The sequence below is a fragment of the Nitrosomonas sp. Nm132 genome, assembly GCF_900100485.1.
Taxonomy (GTDB): domain Bacteria; phylum Pseudomonadota; class Gammaproteobacteria; order Burkholderiales; family Nitrosomonadaceae; genus Nitrosomonas.
Genome location: NZ_FNDH01000018.1, coordinates 17389 through 34574 on the forward strand (window position 1 = coordinate 17389; position 17186 = coordinate 34574).

At 52.4% G+C, this 17186-nt stretch carries 13 protein-coding genes; 2 read left to right on the top strand and 11 right to left on the bottom strand.

Annotation, left to right across the window (positions count from 1 at the left end):
- Positions 1 to 147: 147 nt before the first annotated feature.
- The 11 genes from BLP80_RS08305 to BLP80_RS08360 form a co-directional block, all read right to left on the bottom strand.
- The gene (locus BLP80_RS08305) at positions 148 to 561 is read right to left on the bottom strand and encodes a type VII toxin-antitoxin system HepT family RNase toxin (protein WP_090542195.1); all 414 of its coding nucleotides are present in this window, start codon (positions 559 to 561) and stop codon (positions 148 to 150) included.
- On the bottom strand, positions 558 to 971 hold the full coding sequence (locus BLP80_RS08310) for a type VII toxin-antitoxin system MntA family adenylyltransferase antitoxin (RefSeq protein WP_090542197.1): 414 nt from the start codon (positions 969 to 971) through the stop codon (positions 558 to 560). The genes BLP80_RS08305 and BLP80_RS08310 overlap by 4 nt, the downstream gene beginning before the upstream one ends.
- 33 nt (positions 972 to 1004) lie before the next feature.
- Entirely contained in the window at positions 1005 to 1415 is a 411-nt protein-coding gene (locus tag BLP80_RS08315; RefSeq protein WP_218120411.1) for a restriction endonuclease, read from the bottom strand.
- Between the two features lie 120 nt (positions 1416 to 1535).
- A complete protein-coding gene (locus BLP80_RS08320) occupies positions 1536 to 2603 on the bottom strand; it encodes a lipocalin-like domain-containing protein (RefSeq protein ID WP_090542200.1) in 1068 nt (355 codons plus the stop codon).
- A gap of 10 nt (positions 2604 to 2613) precedes the next feature.
- The gene (locus BLP80_RS08325; RefSeq protein ID WP_090542202.1) at positions 2614 to 5163 is read right to left on the bottom strand and encodes an ABC transporter permease; all 2550 of its coding nucleotides are present in this window, start codon (positions 5161 to 5163) and stop codon (positions 2614 to 2616) included.
- A complete protein-coding gene (locus BLP80_RS08330) occupies positions 5153 to 5839 on the bottom strand; it encodes an ABC transporter ATP-binding protein (RefSeq protein ID WP_090542204.1) in 687 nt (228 codons plus the stop codon). Before BLP80_RS08330 ends, BLP80_RS08325 begins: the two co-directional genes overlap by 11 nt.
- A 317-nt stretch (positions 5840 to 6156) precedes the next feature.
- Positions 6157 to 7194, bottom strand: a complete 1038-nt coding sequence (locus BLP80_RS08335) for a DUF2278 family protein (RefSeq protein ID WP_090542206.1) — start codon at positions 7192 to 7194, stop codon at positions 6157 to 6159.
- A gap of 93 nt (positions 7195 to 7287) precedes the next feature.
- Positions 7288 to 9219, bottom strand: coding sequence for an alpha-amylase family glycosyl hydrolase (locus BLP80_RS08340; RefSeq protein ID WP_090542249.1), 1932 nt, complete (start codon positions 9217 to 9219; stop codon positions 7288 to 7290).
- A 430-nt stretch (positions 9220 to 9649) separates the two neighbouring features.
- Positions 9650 to 11044 carry a hypothetical protein gene (locus tag BLP80_RS08350; RefSeq protein WP_090542209.1) on the bottom strand — a complete coding sequence of 465 codons (1395 nt, stop codon included), beginning with the start codon at positions 11042 to 11044 and terminating at the stop codon, positions 9650 to 9652.
- A 282-nt stretch (positions 11045 to 11326) separates the two neighbouring features.
- On the bottom strand, positions 11327 to 12373 hold the full coding sequence (locus tag BLP80_RS08355) for a DUF21 domain-containing protein (protein ID WP_090542211.1): 1047 nt from the start codon (positions 12371 to 12373) through the stop codon (positions 11327 to 11329).
- A gap of 37 nt (positions 12374 to 12410) precedes the next feature.
- Positions 12411 to 14027, bottom strand: a complete 1617-nt coding sequence (locus BLP80_RS08360; protein ID WP_090542214.1) for a Na/Pi cotransporter family protein — start codon at positions 14025 to 14027, stop codon at positions 12411 to 12413.
- Positions 14028 to 14418: 391 nt separating this feature from the next.
- Here BLP80_RS08360 and BLP80_RS08365 point away from each other — a divergent pair, with 391 nt between their 5' ends.
- Together BLP80_RS08365 and polX are read left to right on the top strand one after the other, a co-directional pair.
- Positions 14419 to 15216 carry a Mut7-C RNAse domain-containing protein gene (locus BLP80_RS08365; RefSeq protein ID WP_090542216.1) on the top strand — a complete coding sequence of 266 codons (798 nt, stop codon included), beginning with the start codon at positions 14419 to 14421 and terminating at the stop codon, positions 15214 to 15216.
- A gap of 222 nt (positions 15217 to 15438) precedes the next feature.
- Positions 15439 to 17163 carry a DNA polymerase/3'-5' exonuclease PolX gene (gene polX / locus BLP80_RS08370; RefSeq protein WP_090542218.1) on the top strand — a complete coding sequence of 575 codons (1725 nt, stop codon included), beginning with the start codon at positions 15439 to 15441 and terminating at the stop codon, positions 17161 to 17163.
- Positions 17164 to 17186 lie beyond the last annotated feature (23 nt).

Genomic DNA, 17186 nt, shown 5'->3' on the forward strand with positions numbered 1-17186 from the left:
ACGCACCCTATTTTTAGCCGTGTTATTTTTTATAAACTGGAAAATAATCCGATCCAAGCGTCCCTATCGCCGAAGCGGAAAAAACTTTCAGATGCGTGTAATCGCCACAACAAAATAAAAAAGTGGCAGCCAAGATGTCAATCGAGTTCAATCTGTACAGCGTAGTGCCTGGGCAGCAAATTCAAGCAGATCCCGGGTACGGTGTTCGATCACGTCGATCAAAATTTGCATATCTAGTTCTTGATATTCATGCACCAAAATATTACGAAATCCAACCATTCCTTGCAGTTTACGCATCATTTCTTCGTCAATCACGCCGGCTTGCGCCAGCAAGGTAAAGGATTCACGGCTATCGCGTGGCAATCCGAGCTTGCGAATTTTCACCAGATGATTGGCGATATCAATAGTTAATTCTGCAGCACGCTGTAGATTCATCGCTACCGCATCCAGGCGAAGCTGATCCTTCACAAAAGGCAAGCCTGTTTCTAGATGATAATATTGATCGATTTGCTTGAGGCAACGTTCAATGCTGACTTTCTTGCTGAGAATAATGTCATTCATGGGTCGTAGAATTTTCCACTGCGCAAGCCTTCATTCAAAATAGCCGCCCGCTCCTCGTTGAGTTTCTGATAGCGCGAAAGCACCCGAATTTCGAATTCATCAACGGCCGTTCCATCTGTCTGAAAAAACCGCCGCCCGCTCATGATAATCTCTTTTTGCAACACGGTCGGCGCCAGGCGCAGGTTGATCAAATCCACATCCCGGTTGAATGCCACCTGCAGCGCCTGATGCAGCTCGCTGAATAAAAGTGAACCTGCCCCTTTCGCCTGCTTGGGTGGCAACAGGATGGCGATATCCAGATCACTTTCAGGTCGTTCATATTCCGTCCCCCAGGAACCAAACAGGTAAATCGCCTGCGTCTCCGGCCAGGCACCCAGAATCAACTGAATCAATTGCTCTGTATTACTCACCACACCCCCTCCCGCTTAGTGGAATATCGCAGATCAACTATTCTTATACTCACGAAAACTAGCTAATAAACCCGCAAAAGACTTGGGTGCATATCGCTTGAATCCCGCTTCATCCACATAAACAAAATCATAATTTATCTCTGCCTGCAGCACGTTGATATCTTCGCACCACTGGCGCAATCGTCGCATTTTCAAGGGTACGTCCAAGTCTTCCTGTCCCTTGGTTTCAACCACCACAACCCATTCAGGAGACAGCTTCACCAAAAAATCTGGATAGTAGTTGGCGATATCGCCAGCCGTGTTGACGTAATCGAGTTTGAAATGCACCGCCAGATAGTTTTTGGCAAAAGACACCACATCGCTGCAATCTTCCAGGAAACTGGCAAACTGCAGCTCGAAATGACTATCGCCGATCACCCGGTTGAATACACTCTTCTTGGGCATCAGATAACCCTGATCCTTCACGATAAAGGGGCGAGTCTGCCGCAATTTGAGGGTGTCGCGGATTTCTGCATCCCCTTTGGATTTCGTTGTCAGTCAGTTTCATCTTATTTCATCTGTCCGCTACATCGACAACGGTTTGTCATAGCCGGTCAATTCCAGGTAGCCGCGTCCTGCGGGCTGGCCGTCGCGCGTGACCGTCACGGCCCCTTCCCAGTAAACCGCGCCGGCCGACAGGCGTGAATCGAGTTCCTGATCATCCATCATCGGTTCAAGCTGCCACTCGATATTCCCGGTTTTGATGCGCATGGCGACCGGATAATCTGCATCCGTCAGGGGTGAGCGCCAGGTACGCATGGGATGGAAACTGATTTCATCCGGCGAAAAGAAGGTCATCTGGCCAGCAGTATCGCGCAATGCCGCATACGCCCAGACTTTTTGACCGTCCTTGCCGCGTATCTGAAAAGCCATCAGCGCGGAGCCATCGTCGAGATTGATGCCGGTCCAGTCCCATCCTTCCGCGTTCGGATCGAGATATTCCGATGACCATTCGTGATCGAGCCAGGCGCTGCCTTTAACGGCTATAGGCCGATTTTGGTGCGTCACCGTGCCGCTGACTTGCAAATGCGGCTCACTGTAATAATAACTGGCCTGCTCTGATCTTGGCCCCTTGCGGGAAAAGCCATTCAAATCTTGCAGCATCAGCGGCTGCATCGGCGCTAGCGACAGTTCAAGCGCAAAATCGGCCCCTTCCGCGTAGGTACGGTAACGGCCGTCCGCTTCACGGATAAAATACCAGTCATCCAGCTTCACCTCGCTATTGCCTGCTTTAGCATAGGCTAGACCAAACCCCTCGCGCGCGCTTTTCTCCTCATGCAGCAGCTTGCCGGCTGCCGGATCGGACAGCGCCGCATGACCGATGATCAATCGTTTGGGGGCAAAACGGCTGGGATTATCCTCATCGTATTCGGTGGCCGAGCGGAAGAAAGTCACCTGGAAGCCCAGCGGCTGCCGGTCGGGCGTTTCCAGCCAGCCCGTCACGTACCACCATTCAATGCGGAAATTTTCATGCGCGCCAAAATCCTCCGGAAAAATCAGCGCTTTCGGCGTCACGGGCGTATACACCGGCGGCGCGGCCAGTGACATCCCCAGCGTTGTCAGCAATATCAATAGCATGAACAGTTTATGCATCACGAGCTCCTTACCAGTCCTCTTTGACCGCGCGGATCACGCTGCCTGACACCGCCTGCCGCCCGGCGAGCAGCGCGGTCAACGCTGCCGCCAGCAGCATGGCGAGCGCCATGATCATCAGCCATGGCCACGGCAGATGAAGCTGCATGGTCCAGTGAAACGACTGGGGATTGACGATATAAATGAGAATCAGGCTGATGCTTCCACCCAACAGGAATCCGATAAGGATGCCGAATCCGGCCAGCAATCCCCCCTCCAATGCCAGCATGCGATAGATCTGACCGCGTGTCACGCCGATATGGCGCAGCATGCCGAATTCCTTGATGCGCCTCAGCGCTTGCGCCGAGAAACTGGCCGCCACGCCGAGCAATCCCACGCCCACCGCGATCAGTTCCAATAAATAAGTCACGGCAAAACTACGGTCAAAAATCTTCAGGCTGATTGCCCGGATTTCATTCGGCTGCCAAAACGTCAGCGACTCGCCGAAGGGCAGCGCTTTCAGTGCGGCCATCACCTGCTCAGGCGTGACGCCGGTCTGCAACCACAGCGCCGTTTCATTGACATGCAGCTCACCCGATATCTTTTGATAATCGCTCAGTTGCATCTGGATGGCGCCAAACTGACGCCCATAGTCACGCCACACACCAGCCACGACATAATCCTGCCGCCCGTCGCTCAGCGGCAAGACTACCCGTTTGCCCACCTGATAATCATAGAGATCGACCATCGCTTCCGATACCCAGATGGGAATCGCGTCCCGTGGAATTTCTGCAGGGACTAGCGCATCGTCTGTCATCGGCACGGTATTGCCTGGATCCGCCTGATCGATTGGCCGGGCAATCAGCGTGACAGTCGGCCGGGCCGGATCCAGGGTAATCTGCAGTGAACGGATCAAATCGATGCGTTCGATTCCGGCTGTGGCCGCGATCGCTTGCTGCTCCTGCGGCGTGAAACCAATCGCATCCTGGCGCACCTCGGTGCGCACATAGACATCGGCAGGCAGAATATGCGTCAGCCAATCTTCTATCGACAGACGGAAACTCGCCACCATGATCGCCATCGCCACCATCAGGCTGAAACTGGCCAAGACGCCCCCCAGGGCAATCGCAGCCTGTTGCGGTGCATTAGCCAGTCTGGCCAGTGCCAAAGTCGCCAGCGCACCCGCTGTCAGGCGGTTACACACGCGAAACAGGCCAGAAAAAAACCATGCAGCCATTGACGGCATCCAGGCGATTCCGCCGATCAGTAATAAAGCCACCGCGAAATAGCCAAAAAGGGGCAGTTCAGCCACCGGCGGCAGTTGCGTCAGGACAACCGCCAGCGTTACACAGACCAACGCAGGCCAAGGTGTACGCAATCCCGCCAGCGCAGTATCCTCGCTCCCCGATTTGAGCGCTGGCGCAGGATGAGCTCGCGCTGCTTCCCAGGCAGGCATCAGGCTGCCCAATAAGGTCACGCTCACACCTAGCACAAAAAAGAGTACAGCCGCCAACGGACTCAATTGAATGCTCGGCTTGATCTCTGGGAAAAACCCTCCACCAAGCTCCCCGCCAAAAACATGCAAGGCTGTCGCCGCCAGCGCGTAACCCAGCCCAAGACCCAGCAGTGAGCCCACTATGCCAAGCAGGCTGCTCTCGCGCAGGATCTGCCGCAGGATTTGATTACGCGTCAACCCCAGCACGCGCAGCAGCGCAAACTGCGGACGCCGCCGCAGGGTGGACAGCACTTGCGTCGAAAACACCAGAAACGTGCCGGTAAACAACGCAACCAATCCCAGCACGTTCAGATTGATGCGATACGCGCGTGACATGTTATGGACGCGCATTTCCTGATCGGCTGTTTCAGTGACCACGTATTGCGCGGGCAATTCCTTTTCCAGGGCTGCTTTGAAAGTACCGTGATGGATGCCTTGCTTTAGCTTAAGATCGATGCGCGACAGCACGCCGACATGATCAAAATGCCACTGCGCCGCGCCAATATCCATCACCGCAATGCGCTGCCCGGCATGCGCTCTGGTCAGTCCGCCCGCTACCCGCAATGTCACGGTTTGGGTGCCCAGACGCAGCGGCAGCTGGTCTCCCTGCTTGACTTCCAGCCATTCCATCGCTGCAGGCGACAGAAAAATCGCATCGGCTGACAACATGTCGAAGGCGCGATCGTCAGCAGGCACCCCGACTAAATCCGGCGTCATGGCCACGGCGCGATACACATCAATCCCCAGGATTTTCAGAGTATTGTGCCTGTCATCCTCCGGCCTGCCAGGGACGGCGGCCTGGATTTCCAGCACTGGACTCGCGACCGCCACGCCTTCACGTTGCGCCAATACCGGATAGAGCATTTCGTCAAAGGTCGGCTGCGTGGCGCGCACCTGCAAATCGGATTGACCAGACAAGCTTTTGACGGCTGCAGAGAACTCATTGACTGCCGCGGTATTGATCAAATGGATCGAAAACCCCATGGCAATCCCCAATGCGATCGCGATGACCGCAACCACGATTTGTAGCCGATGCGCCTGCCACTCGCCCAGCAGCAACCAGCGGGACAACAGATTACGCTTCATGCAAACGAGCTGTATCTAAGGATTGCAAGCCACTCTTGGTCAGCAGCAGAATACGGTCAGCGGTTGCCGCGGCTGCCTGCGAATGGGTGACGATGATGCCCGCCGCACCGTTGGCCTTGATTTCGCTACGCATCAACTGGAGAATCTCCTGTGCCGTGTCCGGGTCAAGGTTACCTGTTGGCTCATCGGCCAGAATCAGGCGGGGGTGATGCACCAATGCGCGCGCAATCGCCACACGCTGCAACTCTCCGCCCGATAATTGCCGCGGAAAATCCTGCTCCCGCCCCGTTAGCCCGACCGCGGACAGCATTTGTTTCGCGCGATCGAGCGGCAAATCATTGAGCAGCAGCGGCAAGGCGACATTCTGCAGCAAGGTCAAATGAGGCAGGACATGAAACGCCTGAAAGACAAAACCGAAATGATGCCGCCGCAGGTGGGTTACGGCATCGTCATCACCTGCTGACAGCGCGATGCCATCAATGCAGATCTCGCCGCTATCGGGCGCATCGAGTCCGGCGATCAGGTTCAAGAGCGTCGATTTCCCCACGCCAGAGTCTCCCATAATCGCCACATACTCACCTGCAGCGAGGGTATACGACAAATTAGACAGCACTTGCCGTCCATTTACATAAGCCTTGCTGACGCCGCGTAATTCCAGGGTCGCTGTATTTTTCATGATAAGCCGATTGTCCCATGAAAAAGAACCAAAAGGCAGCTATACGGATCAAGCAGACAAATATCGTTTATTTGTCTGGCTAGCCCGAATATTTCATAAATTGGCACGTGCCCTCACTTGCCTTTTGATTAATAAGAAAGATTTTGCTCAGTCGGGTGTATGAATCACTACACCCCTCTTTCTCAAAACTTCCCTATTAATCTAAATCCTGCGTGATCATCACGCGAATTTATGAAATATTCGGGCTAGACCTAAACTCATTCAGGATGTTTGGCAGGTGTCATGAAATCTGGCTGTCCTAAGCCAAGCATTTCCCTTCAAAACACGATGGTCCAGCCGCTACGGGATTGCTCTTTGGTATAGGATACGCCGTGATACTTAAGTCCATCGGGATTAAGCAAGCTAATAATGCCCCCGTTGTTCCCCAATTGCGCGCCCTGACCGTCCAGTTTCACTACGCCAGCCGCACCTGGATTAAGCACCAGGTTACTGATAAAAGAGCGTTTTTTATTTTTATCTGCGATCAGCCAACCGGACAAATCAACCCTGCTTGGCGAGCGATTTATCAAGGTCACCGTTTCATTCCCTGGATCGCTTCCTTCCGGATCGACCAGCGCCGCGATAATTTGGATATCGGATTCTATTTGAGGAGGTATCAGGCCTTCGCATTCAGGGAGTCGATGGCCTGTTTGATCGTCGGTATGCCAGCACTGTGATTGGAAGGCCAGAAAGACCGCGACCCATTGTTCTGGCCAAACCTCGATGCCAGCCCCAACCTGTTCGATACTGGGAAAATGAAAAAGCAGTCCGCCATCCTGCCACACGCCGTCTTCCTCAACAAATTGCCCCACATTACCTTGATTCATGTGGATATCGTGAATCCCGTTTCCAGGCAAAAAACCAAAATATTTGTCTTTTATCCTTGCTTCAGGTCCCCAGCGTTCACCAAAAGTGTAAATGCTCGCCCGTTCGTCACCAATGGCGCGTTGTACATAAGCATCTATCTTTTCATTGAGATCATTATCCGGCCCTGGAATGTTATGCGGTAACGGACGCATTTGCCTGGGGTCGAACAGATTGCCGCGTATGAAATCCAGCGCCATTTTGTCTGGCGCATTCTCCAACCGGGTAAATCCCTTCTCCAGATTGACCAGTTTTTTTAGAATGGGGTGCTGAAAATCATCGATGATTAAATATAAAAGCTCAGAGGGCGCCAGCTTGGACTTTACATTAATGGCGATACGATAGTCCGTGGTGTCGTCGATCAGATGCACCTCATAATGCGGGCTTGAACCTTGTCCAACGATTTTATTAATCGCCTTGCCTTTAAGAACGCCATATTGTTTTAAAGCCATAATTCCTCCTAAAATGCGTTGTGGTAGGGGTAACGTTTGAAAACTGCTGTTCAAATCTATATGATTTTTCTCTATTCGCTCGGTCAACTTAGGTTATTCATAGATGACAAAGCCGCCGGGGGGAACCGTTAAATGAACCGCTTTGCCATTTCGTACTTCAATCTTAATTGCTGACCCTATCTGAACCCGGTCGGTTGAATAAATACATTCCAGAAATTGCGATTTATCACCGTGTAGAGCATTATCAATTGTCACCCAGGCGGTTCTGGGCTTATCGATGTCTGTATTAACAGCAAGTACTATCTCGTGATTATCGAAAATGCGGGACCACGGCACAACAGAAAGAATACGGTCGCCTATCATGTGCGGCAAACCGAAAGTACCGGCCTCGCCACTCTCAGAAATTTGCCGAAGATACTGCCGGCCTCTACGCAGTGCGAGGCGTTCTTTTCTAATTTGATTAATGTCGGCAATCAGCCGATAGATTTCATGCGCCTCATTAAAGAAATGCCGATCAGTGCTTTGCAGGGAGCCGAATTTTCCGCCAAACATGCACTCACGCAAATAACGGTCATTATCGCCCGCACCGTTGAAAGCTTGTTCTGTACCGTAATAAAGACAGGGAATGCCCATCGTGGTCAGATTAAGCGCAACAACCGCTGACAAATGAGCATAGCCGTGATTTATCGTATCGCCACAAAAGCGCGCTTTATTTTCACCTTTACGAACCTGATCGTGGTCATCGAATAACGTGACAATATGCTTGCCATACCAGGTATGCGAGCCTTTACCCACCAGTACTGAGTTTCTGAACAGACTGAAATAGGATTGCGGATCGCGATAGCCTTTAGCCAGATATTCCAGTTTATCCGGTATCTCATCAATTCCCAGAGCAGCATTGAGTCCTGTGGTTTCCATCAAATTAAAGGCAAATTCACGTCCGCCGGTGATTTCACCGATCAGATAGAAGTTTTCCTTACCCAGGCTTTGAGCATATTCCTGAACGACTGCGGTGAAATAGCGGGTTGCTCCAGGTTCCATGTGCTTGACGGTATCAATGCGATAGCCATCAATATCAGCGAATGCGATCCAGAATTTATAGATGTCGCAAAAAGTGGTCAGTGCTTTGGAGGGGTAAAAGTTATCAATAATCCGTTTACCCTCGGCATTATAGTCATGCCTTCCGTGATCGATGTCTTTCAGCGTAATAAAATCACCTTCCCGAAATTCCGGATCATAATCCCAGTTTGAAATGCGTCCCTTGCAAGTGAAATTATCCGTATCCTGCAACTCTTCCGGCCAGATCGCTTGATCCGGCCATGCTTCCGGATGAACTGCCAGATCGATCCGTGCGAATGGAACCTCAGCTTTTCCATCAGCGTTACGATAACCTTTAACCCGGTAGGAACGATTGTCCCAGCGCGGATCCATGTAATGACCACCGTGCCCATCGTCGGTAACATAGCGGTCAGCATCATAAGCGAACACATCGCCGGAATGATTGAAGATAATATCCAGAATAACGTAAATACCCTGAGCATGCGCAGTATCCACGAGATCCTGCAAATCTTGTCGGCAGCCGAAACGAGGATCGATGTCCAGAAAATTCTGTATGGCATAGCCATGGTAAGAATACTCGTCTTTCGGCATCTGCTTAAATACTGGGCTAATCCAGATTGCGCTGACCCCGAGCCGTTTCAAATAACCTATCTTGCTTGCCAGTCCCTTTAATGTTCCGCCCAGCCAACGGTTACCCTGAGCAGCCCATTGCTTGCGATCCGCTTTATAGGCATCGCGGTCAAATTGAAATTGCGGCGTGGTTCCGGTCAGAACCGGGCTACCGCTATTATCTAGATAACTCTTTTCCTTGCCATCAGAAAACCGGTCCAGCATCAGAAAATAGAGCACCTGATCTTCCCAGGCTGCGGGTGAAGGTGTGAACTGCCGCTTTTGATAAGACACCCAGTCAATATCTGCAATCGATCGTTCGATTTTATCGTGGGTTTTATTATCTGTATTTTTCATGGTTTTTCTAACCCCCTGCTTCATTAAGAATTTAATGAATTCACAGTAACGCCGATTATTCGCCCGGTGGAAAATCTCTAAGTTGCTCAACATCCGTGATCACGATCTGGGGTTTTCCCCTGTAAATTCGGCGGATACAGGCTGGCTTCCCCCGAAACGTAAACATAGTTTCGACCTTGGCTCCCATAGCGCTTTTCGATCAGCCGTAAAATGGCTTGCGTGGCTGGCGAATGGCGATCTCCGGCGTTGGTTGCCGAGTTCCAGCTAGCCACGCCTGCTGCTTGAGCATTGCTTCAGCCTCCATGAACTGGCTGTGATAAAGTCACGAATGCCCGTATTTAACGAAATAAAGACTTCATTCCTCCTGCATCATTCTTAAATTCGAGTTTTCTTGATCTCCGGCTTTATCGACATAATTGCTCCTACAGCTTTATTTATTGCCAGCGCCTGTACGTTCCAGAAGGAAGTTGAATGATGAGAAAAAGTCTGAGGTCAAGGTGGAGCCGATGATATTCCCATGATTGTTTATAGCTTGGACAAACCAAAGAGAACCATGCTCGGGAGGCATGTCCGTGACCAAATCGGCCAGGTTCAATCGCACGCCCGGGCTAGGGATAAGATAGCTGTTGCCACTCTCACTAGCCGGACTCCTCACCTGCGTGATCACGATCAGATTATCGTCATTGAACTTCAGATCATTGCTGATGGTGGGGAATTCAGGAGTTCCTTCCACAAAGTAAGTATGAAATACCCCTTCTTTATCCCATACGCCGATGCGTTCAATACCGCTGAAAACGAACGAATAGCCGAGGATATCGCCACGGTTGTTGATAGCCATGGCCCAGGAGTAGGACTCAGTCGGCAGCGGGTGGAGCAGCGTGGCCAATCCGGTGCGGGGATCGAAGCGGAAGCCCCTATAGCCAAGCCCCTCAATGAACGTGGTCCCGGAAATGATCCCCTGATTGTTCATCCTAAGGGAGAAGACGGACGGAGTGACTGGCCCGAAATCCAGCGGCGTCACTTTGCCATTCTTGTAAAGTGCCAGCGTTCCATTGAAGTTCTCATCCACAGAAAAAACCAGGGCCATGCCTGAATCGTTGATTTCCAACACGAAACTACTAATTTCTCCCGGAAGCCGCGGAATCAATTGTACTTCGTTCCCGCGAAACAGCGCAGCCTGCTCGAAGAAATTCTCGGGATCAATCAGCACCGACCCGCCGATCGTGCCGCCTTGGTTGGCCGTAATGGCGGAACCCTCCTGCAAGATAGTCAGGTTTCCATCTTCGAAAACAGCGACATAGTTGATAAATGTTCCATCCGACTCATTGAAGGCGAAAGCGTTACCGTAAACGCGGCCATCGTTGGTGATAGCGGAGGGACTGAAACCACCCAGGAATCCCGGTGGGAGTGGAACTGTTTCATCGAGCCAGACATAGTGATACGCTGGTATTACGCCCGTGGCTGCTTTTTTAAGCGGTACGACGCTTTGATCCTCAGCTTCGAGCGGCAGGAATTTTTCAGGATGCTTTTTGGCCAGGGCGGCATAAACTGCCGCCGGAATATTCCGCACCTGCCCTGTCAAACACGGGTCAATCACTTTGGTTCCCCGCAAGCGATGGGCATTCACTGCAGCTTCCCCAATTGCCTTCTTATCCACGGAATCGTTTCGCAGGAACCTTGCCGAAACTGGTTCCCTGACAATACACCCCATTTCTCTGGCGTCTTGCGTTAAACCGTTTGAGCCCGCGAGTGCTACAGGGAGTAATAAGAAGAATGTAACAAGCATTCCAGCAACCATGGCAAACTGTCTCTTGAAAGTTCTCATGATGTTTCTCCTCAAATAGAAGAATTCATTGGAGATTCCCGGCACGACTACTACAACGACTGGCAGCAGAAAAACGGGATCAACCCATTAGCCAATTCCATTTCTGCCGCCAGTTCACTTTCTGATCGATACCCGAAACAGTGTGGCGCAACAGATCAAACCAATTCAGCTTTGTCGCATGATGATATTAAGAAACAATAAAGAAGCAGGCAATAATGCAAATGCATACAATTTTTATTTCTCAGTATTGAAGGACTCTGGAATGGAGCGATCAAAATTGATTCAATCGATCCTATTGGATGGATGAGCGCTTGGCGCCTGCAGCGCAATCCGGCGTAGCAACCAGCCCAGCAAATCGGAACCGGTAATGATGCGGCGTCTTTCCTTCTCCCACACCAGAATCAGGTCTTCGTCGATGACATCGTCACCCGGTCGCTCCGGACGCACGATCAACCGGGTCAGCGTCTGTCCGAGAGGCAAGTGCGGGTCGCGCACGACCAGAGGACGATGGCACAACTGCACAGGATCAAAAGGCGCGGGGTCGAACAGCGCAGCTCGCAGCAACGCAGCCGTACTCACCACTAAGCGCGGTTCATCGGCTTCATCCACCAGCACCAGCCACTTCTTGTCGCAGACCGCGATGCGCTGCAGAAACGGATCTTCCACACTGCGCGTGATTTCCGGGAACACGGGTCGGCCATTACGAAACGCCAGACGGATCACGCTTTGCGGATCGAGCAGCTCTCCTTCCTGGCCAACCGGCAGATCATCCAGGGCCAGGAAATTGATCGCGCCGACAGCTTCAACATGGCTGATTTCAGTACCGCCACCACGAGCGTGTTGTTCCAGTATCTGGATGATCTCATGCTCGCGCAGCCAGGGCGTTCCTTCCGGACCCACCCAGGCATCGAGCAGTTTGCTTGAGGGCCAGGCCACCGGCCATAGTATTACCCGGTAGAAACGCAGCATCGGCACAAACCGCGCCGTAACCGACAGCGCGTGGCGTGAGAAATAGGCCTGTGGAATGATTTCACCGCCAAAGGTAATAACCACCGTGGAAAACAGGAAAGCACTGAAGCCAGTCAGCACCGAATCGGCCAGTAAGGTTAGCAATACGTTGATCGCAACATTCCCCAACAAGATAGTGGTCAAGGTGAAATTGGCGTCTTGCCGTAAGGCCAGGACGCTCTTGGCACCCACGTCACCACTTTCTGCTGCAACTTCCAGACGCAGACGGCTTAGGCTGAACACGGCCAGATTCAGGCCAGAAAATACCGCTGATTGGCCCAGGCACAGCGCAATGCCGAGCCAAGCAAACAGTTCGCTCATGAAATACTCCTCGCTCGTTGCAATTGAACTCCGGGCTTCACTCGTCCAAGGAATCTGGCGGTTCCATATCGCCGTTTTCGGCCCCCTCTTCAGTCAGATAATGGCATAGACGCCAGGTATGATAGGTTACGCGCTCCAGCCAGCGAATGGCATCCAATGCCTCCAGCGCATCGAACGGACTCTGTTTTCCGTGGGCTGTCTGGCGCAGGATAGCCAGACGCTCGTCGCGACGTAACTCCGCCAAGACCTGCGCTTGGTGTTCCATCTGCATCAGCCACTCGAACGATACCCGATCGAGCAATCCCTGGCGTGCTAACGTCAGCACTTTTTGACAGCGGGTCAGCGCACCCTGCAGAGCTGGCTGGGCCATCACCTTGCGTGTGGCGGCAGACAGGTTCAAGCGGGTGAGCAAACGTGCCAAATGATCAATCGCGTGCAATTGGGCTATTCGCGAGCGGGATAGCGGTTCGTCGTCTGCAATCGGTGGAATCTTTGCAAAGAAGTGTTGCGTCGTTTTTAAAGCACTCTTGACTTCAACCCGCTGTGGCTCGCTGACACGCGCCACCGCACTGCTCAACAACTGATTCAGTTGGCTGATCGTCTCAAGCGTGGTGACGATCAAGGTACGGCGCGTGGATTCCAGCGCTACTGCCGGAGCCTGTAACAACGTATCGTCCAGGTGACGGGTAAGCCGCGGCCCCTGCTCAGGCAGCAGCCGCTCAATCGAGCGCGCAAAAGCACGGTTAAAAGGCAGAAAAATCGCCACGCCCAAGGTAATGAACGCAGTATGGAACGCAGCCAAACTCACCGCACCCGGTTCCAAACCCATCTGCTGTTGCGCGAATGTCAGCCCCCATAAAAATGCTGGCAATAACAGCAGGGCCATGACGCCGGTAACCAGATTGAATGCGATATGGGCAAGCGCGGTGCGTTTGGCGGAGACGCTGCCGCCACTGGCAGCCAATGCGCTGGTAACAGTCGTGCCGATCGCTGCACCGATAACGAGCGATGCTGCCTGGTCAAAATTAACCGCATTAGCATGCAGGGCAGTCAATGTCGTCGCCACCACTGCGCTCGAAGACTGCATCACGACCGTCATGAGTGTACCGATCACGACCGTTACCAGATGGCTGATCATCCCTGTCGATGGCAGCGCAGCCAGATCGAAGATCCCCGCCATATTCTGCATGCTGTTCTGCAAATAATCGATGCCTATGAAAATCAGGCCGAAACCTGCCAGAGCCAGACCCAGCGAGCGCCAGCGTCCATGGGAGAGTAACCGTAAAAGCGCACCGATGCCTACCAGTGGCAACGCGTAAAAACCCAAACTCACTTTCAAACCCAGCATCGAAACGACCCAGCTGGTGCCAGTGGCTCCCAGGCTTGCTCCCAGCACCACGCCCACCGCCTGCGGGAAGGTAAGCAATCCCGCGCTGACGAAACCAATCAGCGTCATGGTCGTCGCACTGGAAGACTGTACCATCACGGTCACCAGCGTCCCGGAAGCAAAAGCCTTGTAAGGTGTGCCAGTGAAGCGCACCAGGGCGCGGTTAAGCGCGTCACCGGCTAATGCCTTGAGCCCGTCAGTGAGCAATACCACACCCATTAGAAACAGGCCGATACCTCCTAGCAGCTGGAAAATCATGGCGGTCATGATTGGATCGCTTCAAGTGAACAAAACAATCCGCGCGCTTCACTCAACAACATTAATCTGATCAATCTCTACTCTCCACTTTGTACAAAAATATGCAGGTTATTGACTGTTGACAGTATCCATCAACGCTTAGATAGGGTTACCGATTCCAGCATTTTTAGGCTATTTATCCTTACCTATCATTGGACTCGCTTGGCTCCATCATCCGTTTTGATTTTGTCTGAGGTAACCCGAATATTTCATAAATTGGCACGTGCCAATTTATGAAATATTCGGGGTAACATGATACGCTCCAGCTGTAAATCGGCATCGATGCGATGAATGATCGGTAATCGGTCGGTCCGGATTTTCTGACAGCTTGCCACATGACAATCAGCGAGGAGCAGGAAACGTGCCACCAGATAATGTAGCTGAATTTCGTTTCTATGCCGAGCTGAATGATTTTCTTTCTCCCGAGCAACGGCAGCAAACGATGCGCTATCGTTTCAGTGGTCATCCAGCAATCAAGGACCCGATCGAGGCATTTGGTGTGCCTCATACCGAAGTAGAATTGATTATCGTCAATGGCCAAGCGGTAAAATTCAATTATCGACTCCAGGCAGGCGACCGTGTCGCCGTCTATCCGGTTTTCAAAAGACTGAACATTGGCCCTTTGCTCAGGCTGCGCGAAAAAATTTCACCGGAGCCACGCTTCGTGCTGGATGTCAATCTGGGAAAGCTCGCCAGATTCATGCGCTTATTGGGTTTTGACAGCCTCTATCGCAATGACTATCAGGATGCCGCTATTGTAAAAATCGCAGTCAGCGAGCAGCGTATCGTGCTGACGCGGGACCGCCGCCTGTTACATGCCAAACAGATTCAGCATGGTTATTGGGTGCGCGCAATCGATGCCGGCAGTCAGATCGATGAAGTCATCCACCGCTTCGATCTATGCAGGTTGATTCACCCTTTTGCACGCTGCCTGGTTTGTAATGGTGTGCTCGCATCCGTCGACAAAACGAGCATATTGGATCAGCTTGAACCCAAGACCAAACGTTACTATCAAGCTTTCCGTCAATGCGTCAATTGCCAGCGCATCTACTGGGAAGGCTCTCACCTGGAGAACATGCGGCGACGCTTCGCTGGTTTACTGACGCGGGAGCGCACTGATCCATCAGAAATCGATATGACCCAAGCGTCAAACGAGTAGACCGTTCAGCCTAACGGTTGTCACGCTGTTCGACCTGAGCTCGTCGAAGTCCAATGTCAGTTATACTCATCACACTTTAAAATTTGGCATTGACAACCTCCAGCGGGAGAAGGTATTGATGCCGAATCTTGAAGTATGATGAGTATACTATGATCATGTAAGCTACTTATCAATCACATAAGTAACTTCCCCTACTCCCATTCCAAAAATGAAGGAGTCACCATGCCCATCCATAATGCTGATATCGCAGCCATTTTCGAAGAGATCGCTGATTTGCTGGAAATCGATAGTGCTAACGTGTTTCGCGTGCGCGCTTACCGCAATGCTGCCCGCACCTTGCAGGAATTGGGTAAAGATGTGCGAGCGATGGTAGAAAAAGACGATGACCTGACCAGACTTCCTGGCATTGGTGATGATCTTGCCCATAAGATACGGGAAATCGTCGAGACCGGTCACTGCGTTATGCTGGATAAACTGCACAAGCAACTGCCGTCGACCATCACGGAATTACTGAAAATCCCCGGGCTGGGACCGAAACGAGTAAGCGCGCTGTATCACGAGCTGGATATCCATACGATGGCGCAATTGCAACGCGCCGTGCGCGATCACCGTATCCAGGCCCTGCCCGGCTTCGGTGAAAAAACCGAGATGCACATTGCCGATGCCCTGGCCATTCACGCGGGCAACACCGGCCGTTTCAAATTGGCCGTTGCTGCCCAGTACGCCGAGCCGCTGGCAGCCTGGCTGCGTACAACTCCCGGAGTTCAGCAAGTAGTGATAGCAGGCAGCTACCGGCGCGCACGGGAAACGGTAGGCGATATCGATATTTTGATCACTGCTATCTCAGATAGCCCGGTCATGGCGCACTTTTGCGGCTATGACGAAATAGCTGAAGTCCTCTCTCACGGCCCGACGCGTAGCAGCGTAGTGCTCAAGTGCAAACTGCAAGTGGATACACGCGTTGTCAACCCTGAGAGCTACGGCGCAGCCCTGCATTATTTCACCGGCAGCAAGGCGCATAACATCGCCATACGCCGCCTGGGTCAGGAGCGAGGACTCAAGATCAATGAATATGGCGTCTTCAAGGGGCAGGCTCGCATCGCCGGTGAAACGGAGGAATCCGTCTATCAGGCAGTAGGATTACCGTTCATTCCTCCGGAGTTGCGTGAAGATCGCGGTGAAATTGAGGCCGCCCGGCATGGATATTTACCCAGACTTATCGAACTCAGTGATCTAAAGGGTGATCTGCATGCTCACAGCAAGGCAAGCGACGGTCATGATACCCTCAAAGAAATGGCCCAGGCTGCGCTACAGCGTAGTTTCGAATATCTCGCCATTACCGAGCATTCAAGCCGGCTTACTATCGCTCGCGGCCTCGATTCGGTACAGCTCACCAAACAGATCGATGAAATTGACCGACTTAACGAGCAATTGAAAGGCATCACGCTGCTCAAGGGGATTGAAGTCGATATTCTGGAAGATGGCAGCCTGGATCTGCCAGACTGGGTACTAGGAAAGCTGGATCTGGTCGTCGGCGCAGTGCACAGCCGCTTTGGCTTGTCCCGCGCCCGGCAGACCGAGCGTATTCTGAGAGCGATGGATCATCCTCATTTCACGCTGCTGGCTCACCCCAGTGGTCGGCTCATCGACAAGCGCGAACCCTACGATGTCGATATGCTGCGTATCATCCGCAAAGCCAAGGAGCGCGGCTGTTACCTGGAGCTCAATGCTCATCCCGAGCGACTGGACTTGCTCGACACCTACTGCCAGGCAGCCAAGGAGGAAGGCGTTCTAATCAGCATCAATTCAGATGCGCATAGCGTGCTGGATTTCGATAATCTGCGCTTCGGTGTCGGACAGGCGCGGCGCGGCTGGCTGGAGAAGAAGGACGTGCTCAATACACGATCTTTGCATGAACTTAGGCCGCTACTCAAGCGCACGATGTAATGGCCTACCGCAACAAGTGCTTC